This is a genomic window from Burkholderia sp. Bp9142 (genome assembly GCF_003853415.1).
GTDB lineage: Bacteria > Pseudomonadota > Gammaproteobacteria > Burkholderiales > Burkholderiaceae > Burkholderia.
Genome location: NZ_QTPP01000018.1, coordinates 80,399 through 103,532, shown reverse-complemented (window position 1 = coordinate 103,532; position 23,134 = coordinate 80,399). Strand labels below are relative to the sequence as shown.

The window sequence follows — 23,134 nt, the reverse complement described above, 5'->3', positions numbered from 1 at the left end:
TAGAGCGACACTTACGCTTGCGCCGATGCGCTCGCGAGTGCCTCGAAGCTCACTTCCTTGTCCGTCACCTTTGCCTTGCCCAGCACGAAGTCGACGACGTTGCTTTCAACGACGAACGCTTCCATCTCGGCGAGGCGCTGCTGGTTGGAATAATACCAGCGGACCACTTCCTTCGGGTCTTCGTAGCTCTTCGCGAACTCGTCGACTTCCGCACGGATCTGTTCCGGCTTCGCTTCCAGGCTGTTCGACTTCACGAGCTCGGCCAGCACGAGGCCCAGCTTCACGCGACGCTCTGCCTGCTCGGCGAACATCTCGCCCGGGATCGGTGCGTCCTTCGCGTTCGGCACGCCGCGCTGCGCCAGATCCTGGCGAGCCATTTCGACGAGGCGTTGCTGGTCCTGCTCGATCAGCGCCTTCGGCACGTCGAGTTCGGAAATCTTCAGCAGCGCATCCATCACCTGGTTCTTGACGATGGATTGCGTGCGGCGCTTCGCTTCACGCTCGAGGTTTTCCTTGATCTCGCCGCGCATCTTCGTCAGGTCGCCGTCTTCGATGCCGAGCGACTTCGCGAATTCGCCGTCGATTTCCGGCAGGTGCGGCCACTCGATCTTCTTCATCGTGACCGTGAATTGCGCCGTCTTGCCCGCCACGTCCTTGCCGTGGTAGTCGTCCGGGAACTTCAGGTCGAACGTGCGCTGTTCGCCGGCCTTCAGGCCGAGCGCCGCCGTTTCGAATTCCGGCAGCATGCGGCCTTCGCCGAGCACGAACGGGAAGTCTTCGGCCGTGCCGCCCTGGAACGCGACGTCGTCGATCTTGCCGACGAAGTCGACCGTCACGCGGTCGCCGTTCTTGGCTGCGGTGTCCGCACCGCCGTCGCCGTGCTCGCCGGCTTCGCCGCGAGCGTGGAAGTGCACGCGCTGCTTGCGCAGGATGTCCAGCGTGCGGTCGATTTCGGCATCGCCGATCGACGTCGTCGAGCGCTCGACTTCAGCCGTCGCCAGATCGCCGATCTTCACTTCCGGGTAGACCTCGAACGTCGCGTCGAACGCGTAGGCATCCTCGGCCTGCTCCTGCTTCGGCTCGAAGTTCGGCTGGCCAGCCACGCGCAGGTTTTCCGCGCGGCTGATCGTGAAGAATTCCTGGCCGATCTTGTCGCTCAGCACTTCCGCCTCGACCTGACCCGCGTACTGCTGGGCGACCATCTTCAGCGGCACCTTGCCCGGGCGGAAACCCGGCATGCGAACGTTCTTCGCGAGTTTCTGGATACGGGCGTCGATTTCCTTCTGCACGGTGTCCTTCGGCAGGGAAATCGTCACGCGGCGTTCAAGCTTGCCGAGGTTCTCAACAACGTTAGCCATGGCTTCAATCGTCCTAAAATTATTCGAGCGAATCGGGTTTTCCTTGCCGTGCCTGCCTGCGGCGAGAGGTGCATCGCATGCACACGCCGCGCCGGAGCGCCACGCCATCCCTGCACGCGCCGGATGGCTAGCGCAAGCGGCTCGGAGCACGGCTTTGGCCGGAAGAATCGACTATTCTAGCAAACAATTTTCCTCGCACCGCCAGATCGGCACGACGTACGTGCATACCCGCTGTCCGTGCACGGCCATGCACGCGGATCGCCGCTATGCCGTCCGCCGTATCCACCGCGGGCCCGCCATCCTGTAAGCTCCGATTGAGGGTGCGACGCGCTCGCGCCATCATTCATCACACCAATCACGCCTTCCGGAGACACCATGCCGCAACACCCGTCCGCGCCTGTCGTCGTCATCGCGCCCGATTCGTTCAAAGGCTCGCTTTCCGCCGAGCAGGTCGCGGACGCGATCGCCACCGGCATCCGCCGCGCCCGGCCCGACGCGGTCGTGCGCTGCTGCCCGATGGCCGACGGCGGCGAAGGCACGCTCGATGCGATGCTCGCCGGCGGCGGCACGCGGCGTGTCATGCGGGTGGCCGGCGCGTCGCTCGCGCCACATGACGCGGCGGTCGGCGTGATCGATGCGCGCACCGCGATCGTCGAGACGGCCGAGATCGTCGGGATCACCGACGCGGTCGGCATGAGCGTGCCGGTCGACGCGCGCAGCACGCGCGGGATGGGCGAGGCGATCCGCGCGCTGCTCGACGACGGCGTGCGCCGGTTCTTCGTCGCACTCGGCGGCAGCAGCACCAACGACGCGGGCGCGGGGTTGCTCGCGGGCCTCGGCCTGCAATGCTTCGATGCGGCCGGCCAGCTGGTCGAACCCGTCCCCGCGCGGCTCGCCGACATCGCACGGATCGACGCGTCGGGGCTCGATCCGCGCCTGAAGGAAGCGGAATTCACCGGCATGTCCGACGTCGACAATCCGCTGACGGGCGCGCATGGCGCGACCGCGGTATTCGGTCCGCAAAAGGGCGTGACGCCTGACCAGATTGCGACCCTCGATGCCGCGCTCGACCGCTTCGCCGACCTGCTCGAGGCCGCGCTCGACCGGCGTCCCACGGGGACTTCCGCCGGTCGCGCCCGCGACCTGGCCGGTGCCGGCGCCGCGGGCGGCCTCGGTTTTGCGCTGCACATGCTGGGTGCGCAGTTCGAAGCCGGCGCGGAAGTCGTCGCGCGGCAGATCGGGCTCGACGCGGCACTTGCCGGCGCCGACTGGCTGATCACCGGCGAAGGCCGCTCCGACGTGCAGACGCTGCACGGCAAGGCGCCGTTCATCGCCTGCCGTCATGCGCAGGCCGCGGGCGTGCCCGCGTCGCTGCTGTCGGGCGCGGTCGACCCGGCCGCGCTGCCGCGCCTGTCCGAACATTTTTCCGGCTGCTTTTCGCCGGCGCCGGGGCCGATCACGCTCGACGTCGCGATCCGCGACGCGGCGAACCTGCTCGCGAACGAAGCCGAACAGTTGACACGGCTGAAGTACGGCGCACACTGACCGTTGACCCGAGCGCGCGATACAGGAACAATCGGGCCCGCCCTTTTTCTTCAGGATTCGACATGAAAGGCCGTCAAGCCGGGCTCGATCAGTTTCTGACCTATCGCCTCCATGCGCTCACGAAGCGATCCGACCGCGGGATCGCCGAGGTGTACCGGCACAAGCTGGACATTTCGCTGCCCGAGGCGCGCGTGATCGCCGCCGTCGGCGCGTTCGGCCCGTTTTCGATCATGGATCTCGCCCGTCATACCAATCTCGACAAGAGCCAGGCGAGCCGCGCGGCGGAAGCGCTGCTGCGCCAGGGGCTGCTCGAGCGCAGCGCGAGCGAGGAGGACGGCCGGATCGTGCTGATCGCGCTGACCGCCGACGGCCGTGCGCTGCATCGCAAGATCATGCCGGTCGTGCGCAAGTGGAATGAAGGCTTGCTCGCGTGCCTGTCCGACAGTGAACGCCAGACGTTCGAGCGGCTGCTCGACAAGGTGGTCGCGCACGCGGTCGAACGCGACGAGTGAGTCGCGCGGCGGACGCGATCCGTGCCACTCGCGCGTCGCGAATGTGCGGCACATGCCCGGGAATTGCCGCACCGGGCCGTGCGAGCGTCACGAGCGATCCAGCGGCCGCCGCTTTATTCAGATGAATCCCGCAGGGCGCCCGAGTCGCCCGAACGCATGGGCGGCGGCCCGGTCTTCCCTGCCGGGCACGCACCGAACGACTGCGCGCCGGCCTCCATCACGCCAGGCAATCACCGCGGCGATCCCACTCCGCTATAGCCCGCTGTTCGCCGCGCGCTGACGCAGCAACCCCAGCACCGCGTCACAATACGGCGTCGGCACGTCGAGCTTGCGCCCCAGCTCCGGAAACACGCCGAGGATCGGCCCGGTCTCGAGCGGCCGTCCGGCCTCGACATCCTGCAGCATCGACGTCTTGAACGCGCCGAGCTTGCGCGTCACGGCGATCCGCTGCGGCCCGCTCATCCCCGTATCGAGACCGAGCTTCGCACCGATCGCGGCCGCCTCCTCCATCATCCGCAACGCGAGTTCCCGCGTGAACGGATCGTCGAGCAGCTGCTCGGCGGTCGAACCCGTGAGCGCGCTCAACGGATTCATGTTCATGTTGCCCCACAGTTTCGCCCAGATCTCGGTGCGGATCGCCGGTGTCGACTCGACGTCGAAGCCGCCCGCGGCAAGCGCCGCCGCGAACCGCGCGGTCGGCGCGTCGAGGCTCGGATCGGGCGAGCCGATGATCAGGCGGTTGCCGCGGCCGCGCCGCACGATACCCGGCGCATCGGTGCTCGACGACAGATGCACGACGCAGCCGATCGCCTGCGCGGGCGGCAGCGCCGCCGAGACCGCGCCGGCCGGGTCGACCGCGTCGAGCGGCACGCCGTCGAGCGGGCCCGCGAGCCCGTGCGTGAACCACCACGGCAGCCCGTTCATCGCGGCGACGATCACGGTGCCGGGCCCGACCAGCGGCGCGATGCGCGCGGCCAGCGCCGGCAACGCCTGCGCCTTCAACGCGATCACCACGTAGTCCTGCACGCCGAGCGCGGCCGCGTCGTCGCTCGCGCGCACCGGGACCGACGACACGGCGCCCGCCTCGTCGACCACGCGCACGCCGTGCGCGTTCAGCGCATCGAGCGTCGCTCCGCGCACGTATGCGCTCACCGTCATGCCGGCGCGCGACAGCGCGGCCGCGAGCAATCCGCCGATCGCGCCGACACCGACCACCGCCGCGCGCACCGACCCTGAATTCGTGTCGTTCATGATGGAAATCCGTCTGCTGGGAGCTGACGAGCATAACGCTCAATGGTTGCGGATACAACTATTCATGCGGGTGTCTGCATGCCGGTGTCCGCACGCGCGATTCAGCGCGGCGCGCCGCCCGCCTCCACCGGCTCGTCGTCGGTCCGGCCGCCCGTCGCACCGAGCACGCCGGCGATCTGGCTCTTGTCGTGCATGCCGAGCTTGCGGTACGCGCAGCGCAGGTAGTGACGCACGGTCGTCGGCGAGATCGCCATCTGCTGCGCGACCTCCTTGTGCGAACGCCCGGCGCCGTAATGGCGGATCGCCGCGAGTTCGCGCGGACTCAGCCGGTCGAGCAGCGAGCGCGGCCGCGCCTCGATCTGGAACAGCCCCGCGACGGGCACGCACCGGATGCGCAACGCGTCGCCGATGAACGGCTGCCCCGACTGGCGCCGCACATGCGCGACCAGCGGCTGCGGCACACGCGGGCCCGTCCACGCCTGCCATTCGGTCCGCAGCACGTCGTCGAAGCCGTGATCGGCGTGATGCAGCACGCCGAAGTTGTCGCACAGCGCGCGTGCCGCCGGCGCAACCGCGTCGCCACGCTCGCGCGTGAGCTGTGCCGCGCGATTGATCGTCAGCGCGGCCGCCAGATGCGGGATCACTTCCTCGAAGCGGCTCGCGTCGTCGTCGCTGAACGGACGATTCAGGCCCTGGCGGTAGATCGACATGAAGGTCGTCAGCCCGAAGCGGCGGTCGAGCGTACACACGCACATCAGCTGTGCCAGCCCGTACTTCACGCACCAGTCGCGAAACCGCGCGTCGAACCCCGGCTCGACGACCGACAAGCGCACCGCGCGGCCGTGTGCGCCGAGCAGCGTGCGTTGCGCGAGCGGATCGCAGTCGCGCACGCGTTTCCAGTCGCTGAAGAACGCATGCGGAAGGCGGTACAGGAAACTGTTGTGCATCACGGGGCCGGTCGGCACGTGCGTCGCGACGCCGGTCCACGCGGCGTCGAACGGGATGAGCCCCTGCAGCAGCGAAAAGAAGCGGCACTCGAATTCGCCGATGCCGGACTGCGCGGCGACCGCGTACAGGTCGAGCAGCATCAGGCCGAGTTCGCGCCGCGCTGTGTCGCCGCGCGTCACGCCGTCGAAATCGGCGCGGCGGGACGGCAGCGGCGGCCATGCGGATTCGTCGAGCACGATCGCGGCCGGCACGTCGCGCAGCGCGTCGAGATCCTGCCCGATATCCGTCGTGATCCTCACCTTCCGCTCCCCCGCCCGATCGGGCCGCTGATGCGCGCAACGCAGACCGGCCGATTATAGCGACCGGCATTTTTGACGGGCGCCGCTGCCGGAACACGCGGCAGCCCCATCCATTTGAACGGTACGCCGCCCGTTGCTGCTGCGCAGCACGCCGCACCGCGGCGTCGCGGCACATCCATGCCGTGCACCGCGGGTTTTCCACACCGTTCATCTGCACGACTGTTCGCCGGCTTTCCCGCTGCGGACACTGCGTCGCGACAACACCAACGACACACGATGCAGCACGGTATGGAGAACCCCACGTGATGACACCCCGCTTCATCCGCACGGCCGCCGCCACCGCGGCGCTCGCCGCGTGCAGTCTCGCCGCGCACGCGCAATCGACCCTCACGCTGTATGGCGCGCTCGACGCCGGCGTGCAATACCTGACGCATGCCGACGGACGGCACGCGGCCGTGCAGTTGCAGAACTACGGGATCCTGCCGTCGCAGGTCGGACTGAAGGGCAACGAGGATCTCGGCGGCGGCTGGCGCGCGCTGTTCAAGCTCGAACAGGGCCTCAACCTCAACGACGGCACCGCGACCGCCGCAGGCCATGCGTTCTTCCGCGGCGCGTACGTCGGTGTCGCAGGCCCGGTCGGCACCGTCACGCTCGGACGGCAATTCAGCGTGCTGTTCGACAAGACGCTGTTCTACGACCCGCTGTGGTACGCGTCGTACAGCGGCCAGGGCGTGATCGTGCCGATGACGGCGAACTTCATCGACCACTCGATCAAGTACCAGTCGCCGACGTTCGCCGGCTTCGATGTCGAGGCCCTCGCGGCGACGGCCGGTGTCGCGGGCAATACGCGCGCCGCACGCGTGCTCGAACTCGGCGGCCAGTACACGAGCAACGGACTGTCGGTCAGCGCGGTGCTGCATCAGGCGCATGGCGACGCATCCGCGGCGGACGACGCGTCCGCGCGCCGCCGCGAACTCGGCACGCTCGCCGCGCGTTATGCCTTCGCGACCCTGCCGCTCACCGTCTATGCGGGCATCGAACGCCTGACCGGCGAGCTCGATGCAGCGCGCACGATCGTCTGGGGCGGCGCGCGTTACCTGACGTCGAGCGGAATCGGACTGAACGCGGGCGTCTACCACACCGATTCGCACACGCCGGCGATCGGCCACCCGACGCTGTTCATCGCGAGCACCACCTACGCGCTGTCGAAACGCACCGTCGCCTACGTGAACCTCGGTTATGCGCGCAACAGCGGCCAGAGCTCGCAGACCGTCTACGAATACGACCCGACGCCGCTCGCCGGCGCATCGCAGTTCGGCGCGATGGCCGGCATGTACCACCTGTTCTGATTCCGTCCAGCGAGATCCCGCCATGAAAACCCTTTGCTCCGATGCCGCGCTGCCGTCCGACGGCCGCGCGTCGACATTCGCACGCTCGACGCTCGTCGCACTCGTCGTGTTCGCGGCCATCACGCCGCTGCTGCTGCTCGTCGCGCCGGCCGTCGCCGGTCAGCTGGCGACGCAGCTCGGGCTGTCCGCGTCGCAGATCGGCACGTACTTCTTCGTCGAACTCGGCGCGTTCAGCGTCGCGACCCTGCCGTCGTACCTGTGGCTCGGCCGCGTCGATGCGCGCCGCGTCGCTGCCTGCGCGATCGCCCTGTTCGGCGTGGGCAATCTCCTGACCGCGTGGTGGATGCCCGGCTTCGTCCCGCTGCTCGCGCTGCGCGCCGTCACCGCGCTCGGCGGCGGTTCGCTGATGGTGCTCTGCATGACGAGCGCGGCCACCAGCGAGAACAGCGATCGCGTGTACGGGCTGTGGGTCGTCGGCCAGTTGATCGCCGGCGCGATCGGCCTGTTCGTGCTGCCTCACCTGTTCGCCGCGTTCGGGCTGCGTGCGCTGTATGTCGCGCTGGCCTTGCTCGCGGGGCTTGCCGCGCCGCTGTCGCGCGGCTTTCCGGCGACGCTCGGTGCGCGGACCGCGTCGGCGCAGGCCGCGCGCGACGCCGCGACGGATGCGTCACGACGTTTCGTCGCGCTCGCGATCGGCGCGGTGCTGGCGTTCTATCTCGCGATCGGCAGCGTGTGGACGTTCGCGAGCCGCGCGGCGGCGGCGGCCGGGCTCGATCCGCAGTCGACCGGCAACGTACTCGCGATCGCGAGCGTGATGGGGATTGCCGGCGCGGCGCTCGCATCGTGCGCGGGCGGCCGGCTTGCACGGCGGGCGATGCTGGCCGCCGGTTACGCGCTGCTCGCGGCGGCGCTCGTCGCACTCGCCGCGCTGCCGCGGGCGAGCGGCTACAGCGCCGCGATCTTCGCGTTCAAGTTCGCGTGGACGTTCGTGCTCCCGTTCATTCTCGCGACCGTCGCGCAGATCGATACGTCCGGGCGCCTCGTCGCGACGCTCAATTTCGTCATCGGCGCGGGGCTCGCGGCCGGCCCCCTGCTCGCCGGACTGTTGCTCGATGCCGGCGGCACGATGCATGCGCTGTTCGCGGCCGCAACCGCCGTCGCGATCGCGTCGTTCGCCGCGCTGCGCCATATCGACCGCCGCACGCGGACTTCCATGACTTCCGTTTCTTCCCAACCGTGACAGGTCAAGCCCACCCATGAATCGCACTGCCTTCTTCACCGACGAACGCACCTTCTGGCACACCGGCGGCACGCACGCGCTGTTCTTCCCGGTCGGCGGCTGGGTCCAGCCGCCGTCGAGCGCCGGTTACGCGGAATCGCCCGATTCGAAACGCCGCTTCCTATCGCTCGTGCAGGCGTCGGGCCTTGCCGCCCACCTCGACATGCGCGGCGCCGCGCCGGCCACCACCGGCGATCTGCTGCGCATCCATCCGGCAAGCTATCTCGACGCGTTCCGCGCGCTCAGCGATGCGCACGGCGGCGACCTCGGCGATCTCGCGCCGTTCGGCAACGGTAGCTACGAAATCGCCGCGCTGTCCGCAGGCCTCGCGATCGCGGCGGTCGACACCGTCGTCGCCGAGCATGCGGTCAACGCGTTCTCGCTGTCGCGACCGCCCGGCCATCACTGCCTGCGCGATCGCCCGATGGGCTTCTGCCTGCTCGCGAACATCCCGATCGCGATCGAGGCCGCGCGCGCGAAGCACGGCATCGATCGCGTCGCGGTGCTCGACTGGGACGTGCATCACGGCAACGGCACGCAGTCGATCTATTACGACGATCCGGACACGCTGACGATCTCGCTGCATCAGGACCGCTGCTTTCCGCCCGGCTACAGCGGCAGCGGCGATCGCGGCGAAGGCGCGGGCGTCGGTGCGAACCTGAACGTGCCGTTGCTCGCGGGCAGCGGCGACGACGCGTATCGCCATGCCTTCGCGCGCATCGTGCTGCCGGCGCTGGAGCGGTTCCGGCCCGAGTTGATCGTCGTTGCGAGCGGCCTCGACGCGAGCGCGGTCGATCCGCTCGCGCGCATGCAGCTGCATACCGACAGCTACCGGTTCATGACGCGTGCGGTGAAGGAAGCGGCGCAGCGCCACTGCGGCGGGCGGCTCGTGATCGTCCATGAAGGCGGCTATTCGGAGGCGTACGTGCCGTTCTGCGGACTCGCGATCGTCGAGGAGCTGGCCGGCATGCGCACCGATGTCGCGGATCCGATGCTCGACCTCGCGCTCGCGCAGCAGCCGGGCGAGCGGTTCGTCGCGTTCCAGCGCGAACTGCTCGACGAACTGGCGGCGTCGTTCGGGTTGTAACGCGCGCTCACCGACAATACCGGGCCGGCATGCGCAGGCCCTTGCGCGATCGGTGCGGATGGGGTCTCCTGTGCTTTTACACCTGCCAGGCCCCTCTTCAGATGAAATCCTCTCCGCGCGAACCCGACACCAACGAGAAAGCGCGCCGCCAGCCGTCGAAGCTGGCGCTGAATATCGCCGCCGTGCTGGTCGGCCTCATCACGTTCGCGATCGGCGCGGCGTGGTTGATCTATAGCTGGATCGTCGATCGCGAAGCCCAGTATTTCGCGATTCCGCTGGTGTTTTCGGTGCCGGTGATCGTCGCGGTCGCGGTGCGGAGTTTCTGGGATTAGACGCGCTCAAAACGACAAAGCGCCGCGGTCGGGCCACGACCCCGGGTTAAACAGCCCGCGAATCTGAAAAGTATTGCTCATACGATACGTAAGCGATTGGCCGCCCCATCTCCTCGCCGAGGGCCGAGGTTTGCGCGCCACGGCCTGATCAGCGATGCGACCATGTTCGGCATCGACAATGACATTTTCCGCGCGACGTTCGGCTTCTGTATCGGCGTCGCACTGTTCCGCATCAACGACGGGCCGACCAACCTCTGAACGGATCCGCCAGCATGCGTATGCGCGAGGATGGCGTCGTGCACTGCATATCGCATCGAACCGCCACGACTCCATGCGAATCCGGTCAGTCGGCTTCCGCGAGATACGGCGACGTGAACGCGCGCGGCGGAAACGGCGACACGCCGACTTGTGGCGTGAAGCTGTAACGGAGATAGACGGCCGCCGTCCACTCGCGATACTGATAAGCGTTGCCGAACGAGGCAGTCCCGCCGACGGCAAGCTGCGGGGCGACCTGGTATTCGCCGCGCGCGGCGAGCGAATAGGCAATGCCGGTCTTGCTGCGTGCCGGATACACGGCCCCCGGGTCGAGCCCCACCGCTTGACTGGTGGCTGCGTTCGCCGCCGCTTGCGCCTGCATGCCGGGATCGAGCGGGAAATACGGCACCGCGTTCTGCCGGTAATGCTGCACACCGAACGAACCGTTCAGATCGTAGGCAAAGGCACCCGTTCGCCCCGCATACTCGACCGGTATGTTCAGGATCACATACTGCTGCGGACTGAAATAGCCACCCTGGCCGTACGTGAAATATGACTGGTTCTTGCCGAAGCGCATCCACGTCGCATTGATGCCCACGGTAAGCGTCCGGTCGGCGTCGCGAAACAGGCGCGTATAGGCGCCGCCGCTCCCCTTGCCGGCGAAGTTCCGTTCCACGTGATGGCCGTCGTAGTAGTCGAACGCGCCCGCGACATACGCGCCGCTGGTGCCGTCGTCCCAGCTCAGCGCGCCGCGCGCGCCGCTGCGCGTCACGCCGCCCCATTTGAGGCCGGCACCCGCATCGCGCGCGCCCGCGAACGACAGCAGGCTGTCGGTCACCGCGCGGCGCGTGACGGCCAGCGAATAGGCGGCCCGATCGGTTATGGCACCGTTGTAGCGCACGCCGCCAACCATATCCTGGTAAGGGAACCCGACCGGCGTCGCGCCGATATCGACCTTCAATTGCTTGCCTTCGTAGCCTGCGGAGAGACCGACGCCGCTCGCCGTCTGGGAACCCGGCGAGCCGCCGCCGGGCGCCGCTGCGAGCCCCGCGCCGAACCGGGCGAGGGTCGGCACATCGGTGGCCGAGTTGGCGCCGTCGAGCATGACGGGGGTGGCGGTCACGACGATGTGGCCGTTGCCCGCCTTGATACGCCCTTCGAGCGGCGCCTCGATATCGGTGAGGCCCGACAGCCCTGCTTCGCCCGTACGGTTTCGGAACACGAGGCCGCCGGTCGCCGTACTGGCCTGCTCGCGGTTCACCTGGGCAAGCTCCGACGCGACATCGAGCATCTGTCCGCCGGCGTCCGCGCCCGCATCCGGCCGCGGCGACCGGGCCGCGGTCGCACTTTGCGCATAGCCGGCCGGCGGTTGCGGGATATAGCGAGGCGACGCATCGGGCTGCCCGTATGCCAGCGAAGGAGCGGACGACCGCGCGGAGGGAGCCTTCGCGCCGCCGCGCGACGGCCGGCTCGCCCTGGCGGAGGGCGTGGATGCCATCGGCGACGCGCTCGTCGCCGCAGCGCGCGACGCCGGCGACATCGGCCATGGCGTGGCGACGTAGCCGGCGCAGTCATCGTTCGAATCGGCCTGCGACACGCATCCCGCGGACGTCCCCGCCGGCGGTACGTCGGCGGCAGGCTCCCGATAGGGCCGATAGCGCCGCGCGATCGCAGGCCCACCCGATTCGCCCGCGCCAGCGCTCTCCTGGCCGTAACCGCCGGGATCGCGCGCGACTGGCTGCAGCGGCATGGCGGACGGCACCATGTGCGCCTCCGGCATGGCGGACGGTGTGACGTAGGTCGCGGGCGGCGCGGGCGGCATCGTATAGGGCACGGTCGGGGCAGAAGAAGACGGGGTGGACCAGGAAGGCATGCCCGGCAGCGGCGGTACCGCGGCGCCGGAGCCGGTCGACGGACGCACGACGTCGACGGCGGTCTTGCCTTCGAACGGATTGGTACCGGGCAGCGGGTTCGCGCCGATGCGCCGCATCGCGTCCTCCCAACCGCGCGGAACGTTCGACCGCGCCGGCTTGCTGCTCGGGGGCGGCGTATTGGCGGTCAGCAGCGCACGCTGCAGATACTGCGCGGCGAGCGAAAGATTCCCCTCCGCGCGATACAGGCGGCCCGTCGCGGCAAGCAGCCCTGCGTCGTCGGGCGCAATACGCAGCGCGGTGGCCGCGAACGCTTCGCCGTCGCGCCATGCCTTCGCGCCGCTCGCCGCATAGATCGCCGCGACCAGCAATCCCGTATCGTCGGGCCGGCGGGCCAGGGCGACCCGATAGCATTTCAGCGCGTTCGGCGCGTCGCCGGCCGACGTATACAGCCGCGCAAGCGCGGTCTGGAGTTCCGGGCTGTCGGGCATCGCGGCCAGCCACGGTGCGATGACGGCGTAGCCGCCGGCGAGGTCGCCTGCCTGGCGTACCGCATCGGCCTGGCGCACGACGATTTCGAGGTTCAGGCGTTCGAAGTCGCCGCGCTGCGCGGGCGACAGCGGCATCGCGGCGAGCCGGCGCATCGCGTCGCCCAGAAGCGCATCGTCGCGCACGGTCAGCAGAATCCGCGCATATTGCAGCAGCACGTCGGCGTTGCCCGGTTCCCGGGCCAGCGCACGCTGCACGATCCAGAGCGCACGCGACGTGTCGCCGGCTTGCGCATAGCCCGCCGACAGCTGCGCCGCGAGCGCCGGCACCGCCTGACCGATTCCCTCCGCATCGTGCAGCACGCCGAGCGCCTGCGCACGGCGGCCCTCGCGCGCCATCCGTGTCGCGAGTGCAACCTGCTGGCCGACCCAGAGGCGGTGCTGCAACGTCGTCATCGCCGTCGTGCGTTGCGCGGGCGCGATGCGCTCGAGCCGCTGCAGCCCGATGCTCCAGTCCTGCGTCTGCTCGGCCAGCAGCGCGCCGGCATAGAGCGCGTCGGGCATGTCGGGTCGCTCGGCCAGCAATCCGTCCATCACGCTGCGAGCCGACGCGAGCGCGCCTTGCCGCACGTACACGCGTGCCAGATCCAGCCGCAGCCACGGATCGTCCGGGCTGCCCGCGAGCGCATCCTCGAACAGACTGCGCGCCGCGCCCAGGTCGCCGCGCGCTTCGGCCTGCCGCGCCTGCGCCGCCTCGGCCGTGCGACGCAGCCGGTCGAGGCCGCCGGCCTTCGATTGCTGCTCGGCGCTCAGTTGCGTCGCGAACTGCAATGCTTCGTCGCCGCGCCCCTGCGCGGCCAGCGCGCCGACCATGCCGCGTATCGCGTCCGGATTGTCGGACTGACGCCGCAGCGCCATCCGGTACGCCTGCTCGGCGCCACGCGCATCGCGATGCTCCAGCAGCGCGTCGCCCAGCAGCACCTGCGCGGTGACGTTCGACGGATCGGCAAGAATCGCGCGCTCGAACAGCGCTTTCGCCTGTGCGAAGTCGCCGTTGCTTTGCGCGCCCAGTGCCTCGCTCGTGTAGGCCCAGTATGTCGCGCTGCCCAGCGCCGATCGCCAGCGCGCCGCATTCCCGCCTCGCGACGCGCGCTCCAGATCGCTTCGCGCCTGCGCAAAGCGCTCCTGCTTCAGTTCGACGATGCCGCGACCGCCCAGCGCGTCGCTGTCGTTCGGCAACGTGTCGAGCACGCCGTCGAAGCGGGCCCGCGCCGCGTCGAGATCGCCGCGCTGGAGTGCCGCGAAGCCGTCCTCGATCGCGCGGCCGCGCGCTTCGTTCGACGCGCCTCGCTGATCGCCCTCGCGCCCGGTTTGATCCTGTCGCACCATGCTGTCGTAGCGCGCCTTGACCGGCGGATCGTCGGGCACCCGCTTCAGGTAGGCGAGATAGCGCGCCTGATCCGACGGCCTTGCCGCGAGCCAGAGCAGCGCCTGGCGCCAGCTCTGGCGCGCCTCTTTCCCGACTTTCCCGTCGGCGGACAACTGCTCGAGCCGCGCGATGCCGTCGCGGCGCGTCGCGTCACGATAGGTCAGGTGTTGCGCATACGCGAGCGCGTAGCGCGGATCGTCGGGGTTGTCGCGCGCGAGACGTTCCAGGCCGCGCCGCGCTTCATTCCATCCGCTCGGCGTGGCCGCGAGCGCCTGGAAGTACTCGAGCTGCAGTGCCGGCGACGACGGCGCGCCTTGCAGCGCGTGCTGATACTGTCGCGCGGCCAGCGCGCTCTGCCCCGTTTGCGCGAGGCGGCGGGCATCGCTGATCTCGCCGTCCCGCACGCTCGCGTCGCCCAGGCGTCGGCCAAGCTCGTCGATCCGCGCAAAGCCGGGCGCGATACGGCGCAACTGTTCCAGGTAGCGGCGCGCGCCGTCGACATCGTGGCGATCGGCGAGCACCATGCCCATGCCGAACAGCGCGTCGGGCTGATCCGGATCGACGCCCAGCACCTTCTGCCAGGCCTGTGCCGCGAGGTCGCCTCGACCGTGCGCCTGCCAGTATCGGCCCTGCTCGACGAGCACCTTCAGCGCGTCGCTGCCGGCAGCAGCCGCGTGCGGCAGGGCCAGCGCGAGCAGGAGACTCGCGATACCGCCCGCGCGGGCGGCGCCGAGCCCGCGTAACCGTCGGTTTCGCATGTCACTCCTTCAGCCGGCGCGCCGCACGCCCACGCAGCAAACGATAGAAGAGCGCCGCCGCGACAAACGCTGCCAGCACGCTGAACAGCGCAAGCAGCAGCGGACGCTCCGACAGGACCCAGCGCAGGTACGTGATTGGCGGCAGCGCACCGACGTGGTACGACGTTGCGTCCGACGTTACCGAGACGGTGCGATCGCGAATCACGACCATCGCGCCCTGGATCGACGTGAGCATGTCGTCGTCGAGCAGTGCGCGGCCGAGCACCTCGTCCGCATGCCCAGTCGCGCTGATCAACGCGACGGCGCTGCGCGTCTTGCGCAACGGCGACTCGAATCCGGCCATCAGCGCGCTCGTGCCGTCCGAGACGATCGAGAGGCCGGCCCGCACGCGCTCACGCTCGGCGCCAGGCGACTGCGCCGCCTCGGCGCGGCCGAAGATGCCGCGGTCCTGATCCGTGCCGAACGGCATGCGCGCCGCCCAGCGGGTCAGCAGAGGCTGGGTATCGGGCGCACCGAGAATCAGCAGGTCCTTGGACGCGAACGCACCGACGCCGCCGGCGTCCGTCACCGTCACACCGCTGACCGGATAGCCCGTCGACACGCCCATGCGGCCCATCGCGAGCAGGTACAGGCCGTAGACGTCCGGGGTCGGCTCGGCCGGAAGCACGACGGCCGTGTCCGACAGGTCGGCCATCCGCGTGAACGGAAAACCGCTGTTTGCGAACGCGGCGAGGTCGGGCAGCGCCTTGTAGTGCGGAAACGACGACACATCGATCGTCGAGTCCGGATCGATCGAACCCGCGACGTTCTGCAGCAGCCGCCCCGTGCATTTGCCCAGATCCGGGATCTCGTAGAAGAAGTGCAGCTGCAATTGCGTGCGCGGCGTGAGCAGCAGCGGCGGCACGTGGAGCGTCGCGCGGTCGATACCGCTACCGACGAATGGCAGGAAGCGACTCACGCTCCAGCGGGATGTTTCCCCCGCCGGGATCGGCAGCGCCTTCACGAACGCGTCGCCGACGCTCAGGTTGAGCGACGAACGGTCCGCGCGCAGCGTCGGCGTGTATCGATAACGCAGGTCGATCGGCGCGCCGCGCGTATTCCACGTGAACAGATCGGGGGCCACGCGCAAGTCGATCCGAACGGCGCCCGCGTCGTATCCGGACACGCTGAGCGCACGTCCCTCGAGCAGCTCACCGATCCGCACCGGGCGGGTCGACGGCAGCCAGTTCGGCGCGTCGTACGGCACGCGCGGCGCGACGTTCGCGGGTCGGCTCACCGTGGCATGCGTGCCCGCTAGCGTCTTGCTGCCGAGCGCGAGCGCAAGCGCGGCAACCTTCACTTCGCCCGGCGTTCGACCGAGCACCAGCAAGAGCTGACCCTGGGCAGGCGCCTGCCGCTCGGCGATGGCCAGCGTCGGTCCGTCGATTGCCGGCACCGTCACGCCGTCCAGACGATCGTCGGCCGTCGCGAACACCACTGCGTTGCCCGATTCGGGCAGGCCGCCGGGCCGGGCCGGAAACCGCGCGCCGCGATACGCGGCCAGCGCGCCGAACCACGAAGCGACGATGCCCGCCGCTTCCAGCGTCTCCCGCGGCGGTCGCGCGGCGAATACGAAAGGCAGTTCGAGCCGCCGTACGTCCCGCGAATCGAAGAACGGCGCGGGCAGGACGCCAAGCTCCGGCCGTTCGGGCAGCGCCGCATAGGTCAGGTCGAGCCGGCTCGCGTTGCTCACCGTTGCCCACAGCGAGGAGCTGGCTGGATTCTCGCAACCGTTCGTGTAATGACCGATCAGCTGAACATTGAGATGGTTGTATTCGGTGACGAAGCGCGGATCGATCAACACGTCGCGTGCAACCGTCATCCCGCCTTGAGCGGCCGGCAGCGGCAGCGTCGCCGCCACTTCGCCGTTGACGAGCACCTTGAGCTGCGACAGATCCGGCAGCAGCGCGGGCGAGTAGCTGTAGATCAGATGCAGCGTCGCGCCCGTGACGACCTCGTCGCGACGGACCGAGAACGCGATGCCGTTCTGGCCGTCCGTGCCCCGCAACTGCAGGGGATCGCGCGCCCCGAGAGCCGCGAACGTCAGTGCCTGGCGCCGGCCGCCGGGCACGCGCGCGCCGGGTTCGGCCGTGGTCGGCAGCCCGCCGGAGCGGCGGCGCTCGGCGTCGGCCGCCGGAACCGGCTCGGCGAGCAGCGTCGGCCGCGCCGTGGCGAGCCCGACGGGAACGGCCGGCGACGGCGGCGCCACGTCGCCCGACGACATCGCGCCATCCGCCGCCCGCACCGTGCCCGGCGCCTGCATCTCGGTGGCCGATGCCCCGTTGCCCGATGCGATGCCGCTCGCGATGGCCCAGAGCAGGACTGACAGCATCCTGCGCGGCACGCGCGCATCCCAGCCGACACGAGCAGAAACCGCGGCAACCGCGCCCTGCGAAATGCACGCCTCGCGGTGCGTGCTGCCGCGCTGTCGCGACGCCCACGTCATTCTTTCCGCCATCACGTTAATTTTTGTCGTTGTTTCGACCGCCGCGCCCGAGCATGCGCATGTCCGCATACAGGCGTGCGGTCACGCGAAAGAAGCCGTGCACGCCGACCTTCGCGAGATGCAGGAACGCACGCGGCGGCGAATCGGGCCGGCGGCCGTCCGTCCAGTCGATCCATGCGTCCGCGCGTGCAAAAGTCGAACTGACGAGATCGAACTCTTGCTGTTGCGACAGGCTCTCGAACCGGACGCCGGCACGTCCTGGTTCGACATATTCGATCGTCGCGGGAAATGCGTACTCGTCGGCACCGCGAAACAGCGACACCGTCACCGCTTCGCCGCCCGGAATGCGCGCATCGTCGGGGACTGCCACGCCGATGCCGCCCTCCGAGTAGTCACGCGTTTCGCATGCCAGTGTCCGGCCGTTCCCAAAGCGCAGCATGACCGGAATGCGTGCCGCGACGCGATGAGAAATGCGTACCTGCCGGCGTTCGTTCGCCGCCGCGACGGCGAGGCCCAGAATCAGGATGTTGTAGGTCGTCCACGCCAGGTTGAACGCCGTCGTCTGGACTTCGCTGCCGACGTGGCGGTTGAGCGACAGGTTCAGGGCGCCTATCGCGAGGCCGATCACGTTCAGGATCACCAGGATCAGGTACGGTTTCGACACGGCCCAATCGAAGTAGCCGCGGTCGATTTTCCCGCCCTTGGCCGTCACGTTGAACTTGCCCAGCCGCGGATTGACCAGCGCGAGCAACGTCGGCAACGCGATGTACGACGCCAGCACGGCCTCGTACACTTCGGCCCAGAACGAATGCCGGAACCGGCTCTGCATCCGCGAGTTCGTCACGTTCGCGTGTACGACGTGTGGCAGCGCATAGAGTGCCAGCGTCGTCGCGGAAGCATGGATCACGTGCGCGTCGAAGAACAGGAACGACAACGGCGCGGTCAGGAACACGAGCCGCGGGATGCCGTAGAAAAAATGCATCATCGCGTTCAGGTAGCAGAGCCGCTGGCCCAGCGTCAGCCCGCGCCCGAACAACGGGTTGTCGATGCGGAATATCTGCGTCATGCCGCGCGCCCAGCGGATCCGCTGGCCAATGTGTCCGGTCAGGCTCTCGGTGGCGAGCCCCGCCGCCTGCGGTATCGCAAGATAGGCGGTCGTATAGCCGCGGCGATGCAGCTTGAGCGCGGTGTGCGCGTCCTCGGTCACCGTCTCCGTCGCGATGCCGCCGATCTCCTCCACCATCGAGCGGCGCAGCAGCGCGCACGACCCGCAGAAAAACGTCGCGTTCCAGAGATCGTTGCCGTCCTGCACCAGCCCATAGAACAATTCGCCTTCGTTCGGCACCTCCCTGAAAATGCCGAGGTTTCTCTCGAACGGGTCCGGCGAAAAGAAATGATGCGGCGTCTGGAGCATGGATAGCTTGGGATCCCGAATGAACCAGCCGAGACCAATCTGCAGGAACGATCGCGTCGGCACATGATCGCAATCGAAGATCGCGACGTATTCCCCGTCGGTGATCTTCAACGCTTCGTTGAGGTTGCCGGCCTTCGCATGGCGATTGTGATCGCGGGTCGTCCAGCGCACGCCGACCGATTCGCAAAACGCACGGAATTCCGGGCGACGCCCGTCGTCCAGCACGTGGATCGACAGCTTGTCGGCCGGGTAATCCAGCGCGAGCGCGGCATAGATGGTCGGCTTGACGACGCTCAACGGTTCGTTGTACGTCGGAATGAACACGTCGACGCTCGGCCAATGCGCGCGCGACGCAGGCAACGGCAACGGCTTGCGCCCGAGCGGCCACGCGGTCTGGAAGTAGCCGAGGAGCAGCACCGCCGCCGCATAGACTTCGGCAGCCACGAGCAGCGTGCCCCACACCGCGTCGAGCGGATGCAGCCACACCAGGGTGTCGGACAGCCTCCAGTACATGTACCGGCCGGTGGCCGCCACCGACAGCACGATCATGACGAGCGTCGCGTAGCGGCCGCCCAGGCGCCGGACCACCAGCGAACAGGCGATGCAGCAGGTGGCGAACACGAGTTGCCCGATATTGTCGAGCGGCACGGTACATACGAAGTACAGCGCCAGCAGTGCGCATGCCGCCACCGGCAGCACGACGAACCAGCCGCTCCCGGGCAGCGCGTCAACGAACCGATCGACCGCCGAGGGTTGCGCAGCCTCCCCGCGGGCGCTCAAGCGACGCTCCGCGCAGTGTCACGCCGCTCGAGCGCGCGCTCGAGCCACGCGCCGCACGCGTTCAGATCGGCAGCCGCCTGCGAACGCGGATCGTAGCGATTCACGGTGGTCCGGCACGCGAGCGATTCCGCGACCCCTTCATCCGCGTGGATCACGCCGCCGAACCGTGCCGCGCCGAGGCTGTCGCACAGCACGCGCAGCACATCGCGGCCCAGTTCGCGAGACTGATCGACCTGATTGACCACATAGCCGTCGCCCACGAAATCCGCACGAGTCGCGGCATAGGCGTCGAGCATCCGCCGCATCTGCGGGATCGACGCGTACGATGCCGCATCGGCAAGCACGACATTGAGCACGAAATGCGCGGCCGTCAGCGCGGCACGCATGTAGACCGAGGTGCCCGGCGGCGTATCGAGGATCACGATGTCGTCGTCGCCGAGCCCGAGCGCCGCGAGCCCGCGCGCGAGCCACGACGGATCGCGGTCCAGCAGTCGCTCGAAGCGACGCTGATCCGTTTCGCTTACCACGCCGAACGGCATGACCGTGATCCCGTCGACGACCGCGGCCGGCCAGCTCAGCCCGTTCAGCGCGGCGTCGGCGAGCCCTTCGGTCATCTCGAGCGGCACGCCGAAATGCAGCTTCAGCGCATTCTGCGGATCGAGATCCACCACGCTCACGCGCCGCCGCCGCGACGCCGCCATCACGGCCGCGAGGTTCGCCGCCAGCGTCGTCTTTCCGACGCCGCCCTTTGCCGAGGCAATCGCGACAATCTTCATGAACGGCCCGTCCACAGCGACGGCTTCTTGGGCCCCTCGCCCGTCGCCCCGGTTCGCAGCCGCTCGAACAACCGGACCAGCGGCTCCGACGGCCCTTGCGTGCGCGCACTGTCCGATGCCGCCGGTCTGCCGACCAGTTCCTTCAGCGGGCCCGGGGGGTGATCTCGTCTATCGGCATCCGGCGCAAGCGCCGAATGCGGGTCCGTCATCACGATATTGCTCAGGCTCTGCCCGTTGTCCGGCGCCCCCGAGTCCGGTTGCCCATGCGGATCGCTCTCGCGCAGTTCGACGCCGTCGAGCAACGGCCAGCGCGCGCGCGCCGCTTCGGCATCCGCCTCGGCACGTACTTCCTGATAGCGTCCGGCATCACCGCCAAAACGCTTGAACAACGATTCGATATCCCGTGAGGTCGACATAACGTGCCCATTTGTTATCGCGGAAATTCCGGTCGACCGGGCCGCTCAGTTCCGTGCCCGCGCAACGCGCAGTTCGATTCGCGAGTCGTCCGGCGGCGCAATGTCCTGCACCACGCGCAGACCGGTCGCGCCGACGCTGTCGAACCAGCCCTGATACGCGCCTTGCAAAAAGGCCGAGGACCACGCGAGATGGTCATTGCCGAGCGCGCGCAACGGCGCGGCGTAATGGACGATGCGCAGGAATTCGTGTTCGTCGGACAGTTCGGCATAACCCCACTGCATGTCGCGCCAGCGCGCGTTCAATGCATCCGTGAGATCGTCCGTCGACGCGCAGGGGCCAAGCGGATGCGCAGCCGCAAAGCGCATGCCGACGCGTGCCATCAACTGCCTCAACTCGTCTCGATCGAGCTGATCGGTGAATTCGCCGGCCAGTGCCTCCAGGAATCCGCGCCATTGGTGCGACACCTGGCGCTCGAGAAGATGCTCCAACATTCCCTGCATGGACGACGGATCCCCGGTGAAAGACAAGTGTCGCCGTGACCGCATCGTGCGTTTCGCGTGCGGACATCTTGGCAACAGCGTTTTTGCGCATCGTATCGAATCCGGGGAGTCGAATGGAGTTCGATACCTAGCCGAAAAACGCCAAACTATCGGACATAACCGACAGTTGGCGGGAGCGGCCCCGGCGGTCGCCGAACGCGATCGTCAGCGAACCGGCAACCTGATATCAGGCCGCGTTCGTGCGCGACGTGACGCATGAAACGATGGCAAGGCGCCGTATCCGGCGCGGCCGGGCGAAGATTCTGTTGAAGTTCGTGGATTCCGCCAATGGTGACGGTTCGAGCGCCAATCGTGCCCGTGAGCGGGAATCCGTGAAGGGGGAGGCAGTTTTTTCGGGGGCGCTATACGCAATACAACGCAACGACGAGTGCGCTGCAAACAACGTACTCAATGCCCTGAGCCTTCTCATGGCGGCTCTCAAGAAGCTCACGGTCGTTGCCCCGTCCGCACGCGTTAACTTGCCCTTCAACGAGAGCACGCGCACTGCCATCGAGCAGTACCGCAGCTTCTAGCTCTCGGTGTACGGTGAAAGCTTCTAGCGTGGTGAACTGGTGGAGCAGCGGCTAACCGCACGGTTTGACCAGGACCGCGACTTCAGTGCGTATGTCGACGACCTGAGCGCTGCACCGAAAGCGAGCGTCAAAAAGCAAGTCGCGGGGAACGCCGGCGACACGCCGGCCGAGGCGGCTCCGACATTGGCGCTCGCGGCATCGTCTCTGCCAAAGGCAAAAAGGCCACGCACCTTGCGGTACGTGACCTTTTTCTTTGGTGGTGCGTGAGGCCGGACTCGAACCGGCACACCCTTGCGGGCGTCAGGACCTAAACCTGGTGCGTCTACCAATTTCGCCACTCACGCGTATTGTCCGTCGCCTGACCGCGCGGCACGCAAGATGCGTGCTCCACGCGCCGGGGCTTCATGCCGGCCCGAAAACCGGCACACCCGATCAGGCGAGCGCGAGATTCTACCCGATCTGCGCAGCATTGTCTCGCCCCGCCGGCGCACGCCGGACAGCGGTGCTAGAATGCCGCGCTCGACGTGCCGGCCACGCGCCGGCGCGCGCTCCCGAACCCGCCTCCGCCACGATCCCACCCGTGAACTTCGACGACTATTGTCAGCAAAAGGCCGCCCCCGCGGGCTCCAGCGTCTACTATGCGCTGCGCCAGGCGCCGCTCGCGGCCGAACCGCGCCTGACCGCCCTGTTCGCGCTGCGCCGCGAACTCGAGGAAACCGTGAAGGAAACCAGCGATCCGACCGTCGGACATACGAAGCTCGCGTGGTGGCACAAGGAACTCGCGGCGCTCGCCGCCGGCGAACCGTCGCACCCGGTCACGAAGGCGCTCGCGCGGCATCACCCGGCGATCGCGACCGAAGAAGACGCGCTGCGCACGCTCGTCAACGGTTACGGGATGGATCTCGAACAGGCGCGCTACCTGGATTTCACGAACCTGCAGCGCTACATCGCGCAGGTCGGCGGCACCTTCGCGTCGCTGGTCGCGCGCGCGAGCGCCGCGAACCCGGCCGACCCGCAGCCGTGGGCCGCGGATGCCGGCCGCGCGCTGATGCTCGCGCAATTCGTGCAGGAGCTCGGCAACGATGCGCGTCACGGCCGCATCTATCTGCCGATCGACGAACTGCAACGCTACAACGTGACCGCGGCCGACCTGCTGAACCGCCGCTACAGCCCGGCCTTCACCGAACTGCTGCAGTTTCAGACGGCCCGCGCGCGCGAAGCGCTCGCCGCCGCCGAAGCGGCGATCCCCGGACCCGAGCGCCGCGCGCAGCGCACGCTGCGTGCGCAGATCGCACTGGCCGGCGCGCTGCTCGACGAAATCGAGCGCGACGGCTACCAGGTGCTGCACCAGCGCATCGCGCTGACGCCGATCCGCAAGCTGTGGATCGCGTGGCGCGCCGCCCGCCGCCGCTGACCCGCAGCGCAACGC

General features: G+C 68.5%; 17 protein-coding genes and 1 tRNA gene. 8 read left to right on the top strand and 10 right to left on the bottom strand.

The features are described 5' to 3' along the window. Positions 1–11 precede the first annotated feature (11 nt). A complete protein-coding gene (tig, locus tag DIE22_RS20715) occupies positions 12–1,358 on the bottom strand; it encodes a trigger factor (RefSeq protein ID WP_124500105.1) in 1,347 nt (448 codons plus the stop codon). A gap of 375 nt (positions 1,359–1,733) precedes the next feature. Between tig and DIE22_RS20710 the strand changes: the two genes are divergently transcribed. Further along, positions 1,734–2,903 carry a glycerate kinase gene (locus DIE22_RS20710; RefSeq protein ID WP_124500104.1) on the top strand — a complete coding sequence of 390 codons (1,170 nt, stop codon included), beginning with the start codon at positions 1,734–1,736 and terminating at the stop codon, positions 2,901–2,903. A gap of 62 nt (positions 2,904–2,965) precedes the next feature. Next, a complete protein-coding gene (locus DIE22_RS20705; RefSeq protein WP_124500103.1) occupies positions 2,966–3,415 on the top strand; it encodes a MarR family winged helix-turn-helix transcriptional regulator in 450 nt (149 codons plus the stop codon). Positions 3,416–3,667: 252 nt separating this feature from the next. Here DIE22_RS20705 and DIE22_RS20700 read toward each other — a convergent pair whose 3' ends face one another. Together DIE22_RS20700 and DIE22_RS20695 are read right to left on the bottom strand one after the other, a co-directional pair. Further along, positions 3,668–4,666, bottom strand: a complete 999-nt coding sequence (locus DIE22_RS20700; protein ID WP_124500102.1) for a 2-dehydropantoate 2-reductase — start codon at positions 4,664–4,666, stop codon at positions 3,668–3,670. 101 nt (positions 4,667–4,767) lie between these two features. Continuing rightward, positions 4,768–5,913, bottom strand: coding sequence for a LuxR C-terminal-related transcriptional regulator (locus DIE22_RS20695; protein WP_124500101.1), 1,146 nt, complete (start codon positions 5,911–5,913; stop codon positions 4,768–4,770). Between the two features lie 302 nt (positions 5,914–6,215). Between DIE22_RS20695 and DIE22_RS20690 the strand changes: the two genes are divergently transcribed. From DIE22_RS20690 to DIE22_RS20675, 4 genes are all read left to right on the top strand, one after another. Beyond that, positions 6,216–7,262: a porin gene (locus tag DIE22_RS20690; RefSeq protein ID WP_124500100.1), complete on the top strand. Its 1,047-nt coding sequence runs from the start codon at positions 6,216–6,218 to the stop codon at positions 7,260–7,262. A gap of 22 nt (positions 7,263–7,284) precedes the next feature. Continuing rightward, positions 7,285–8,502, top strand: a complete 1,218-nt coding sequence (locus DIE22_RS20685; RefSeq protein WP_124500099.1) for an MFS transporter — start codon at positions 7,285–7,287, stop codon at positions 8,500–8,502. A gap of 16 nt (positions 8,503–8,518) precedes the next feature. Beyond that, a complete protein-coding gene (locus tag DIE22_RS20680; protein WP_124500098.1) occupies positions 8,519–9,628 on the top strand; it encodes a class II histone deacetylase in 1,110 nt (369 codons plus the stop codon). Between the two features lie 101 nt (positions 9,629–9,729). Further along, positions 9,730–9,960 carry a hypothetical protein gene (locus DIE22_RS20675; RefSeq protein WP_124500097.1) on the top strand — a complete coding sequence of 77 codons (231 nt, stop codon included), beginning with the start codon at positions 9,730–9,732 and terminating at the stop codon, positions 9,958–9,960. Between the two features lie 343 nt (positions 9,961–10,303). On the opposite strand, the gene DIE22_RS20670 is transcribed toward DIE22_RS20675, so the two are convergent. Genes DIE22_RS20670 through bcsD form a run of 6 tightly spaced genes read right to left on the bottom strand, consistent with a single transcriptional unit; the run spans position 10,304 to position 21,133 of the window. Then, positions 10,304–14,761, bottom strand: coding sequence for a cellulose synthase subunit BcsC-related outer membrane protein (locus tag DIE22_RS20670; protein WP_124500096.1), 4,458 nt, complete (start codon positions 14,759–14,761; stop codon positions 10,304–10,306). A 1-nt stretch (position 14,762) separates the two neighbouring features. After that, complete coding sequence (gene bcsB, locus DIE22_RS20665; RefSeq protein ID WP_124605995.1) at positions 14,763–17,246, bottom strand: cellulose biosynthesis cyclic di-GMP-binding regulatory protein BcsB; 2,484 nt, start codon at positions 17,244–17,246, stop codon at positions 14,763–14,765. A gap of 16 nt (positions 17,247–17,262) precedes the next feature. Then, positions 17,263–19,440, bottom strand: coding sequence for a UDP-forming cellulose synthase catalytic subunit (gene bcsA, locus DIE22_RS20660; RefSeq protein ID WP_124500095.1), 2,178 nt, complete (start codon positions 19,438–19,440; stop codon positions 17,263–17,265). Further along, complete coding sequence (gene bcsQ / locus DIE22_RS20655; RefSeq protein WP_124500094.1) at positions 19,437–20,216, bottom strand: cellulose biosynthesis protein BcsQ; 780 nt, start codon at positions 20,214–20,216, stop codon at positions 19,437–19,439. Before bcsQ ends, bcsA begins: the two co-directional genes overlap by 4 nt. After that, positions 20,213–20,632, bottom strand: coding sequence for a cellulose biosynthesis protein BcsP (gene bcsP / locus DIE22_RS20650; RefSeq protein ID WP_124605994.1), 420 nt, complete (start codon positions 20,630–20,632; stop codon positions 20,213–20,215). The genes bcsQ and bcsP overlap by 4 nt, the downstream gene beginning before the upstream one ends. Before the next feature lie 45 nt (positions 20,633–20,677). Continuing rightward, on the bottom strand, positions 20,678–21,133 hold the full coding sequence (gene bcsD / locus DIE22_RS20645) for a cellulose biosynthesis protein BcsD (RefSeq protein ID WP_124500112.1): 456 nt from the start codon (positions 21,131–21,133) through the stop codon (positions 20,678–20,680). A gap of 239 nt (positions 21,134–21,372) precedes the next feature. Between bcsD and DIE22_RS20640 the strand changes: the two genes are divergently transcribed. Further along, positions 21,373–21,705 carry a hypothetical protein gene (locus DIE22_RS20640; protein WP_124500092.1) on the top strand — a complete coding sequence of 111 codons (333 nt, stop codon included), beginning with the start codon at positions 21,373–21,375 and terminating at the stop codon, positions 21,703–21,705. Between the two features lie 257 nt (positions 21,706–21,962). Here DIE22_RS20640 and DIE22_RS20635 read toward each other — a convergent pair. Then, positions 21,963–22,049, bottom strand: a tRNA-Leu gene (locus tag DIE22_RS20635). A gap of 236 nt (positions 22,050–22,285) precedes the next feature. On the opposite strand from DIE22_RS20635, the gene hpnD reads away from it, so the two are divergent. Continuing rightward, the gene (hpnD, locus tag DIE22_RS20630) at positions 22,286–23,119 is read left to right on the top strand and encodes a presqualene diphosphate synthase HpnD (RefSeq protein WP_124500091.1); all 834 of its coding nucleotides are present in this window, start codon (positions 22,286–22,288) and stop codon (positions 23,117–23,119) included. Positions 23,120–23,134 lie beyond the last annotated feature (15 nt).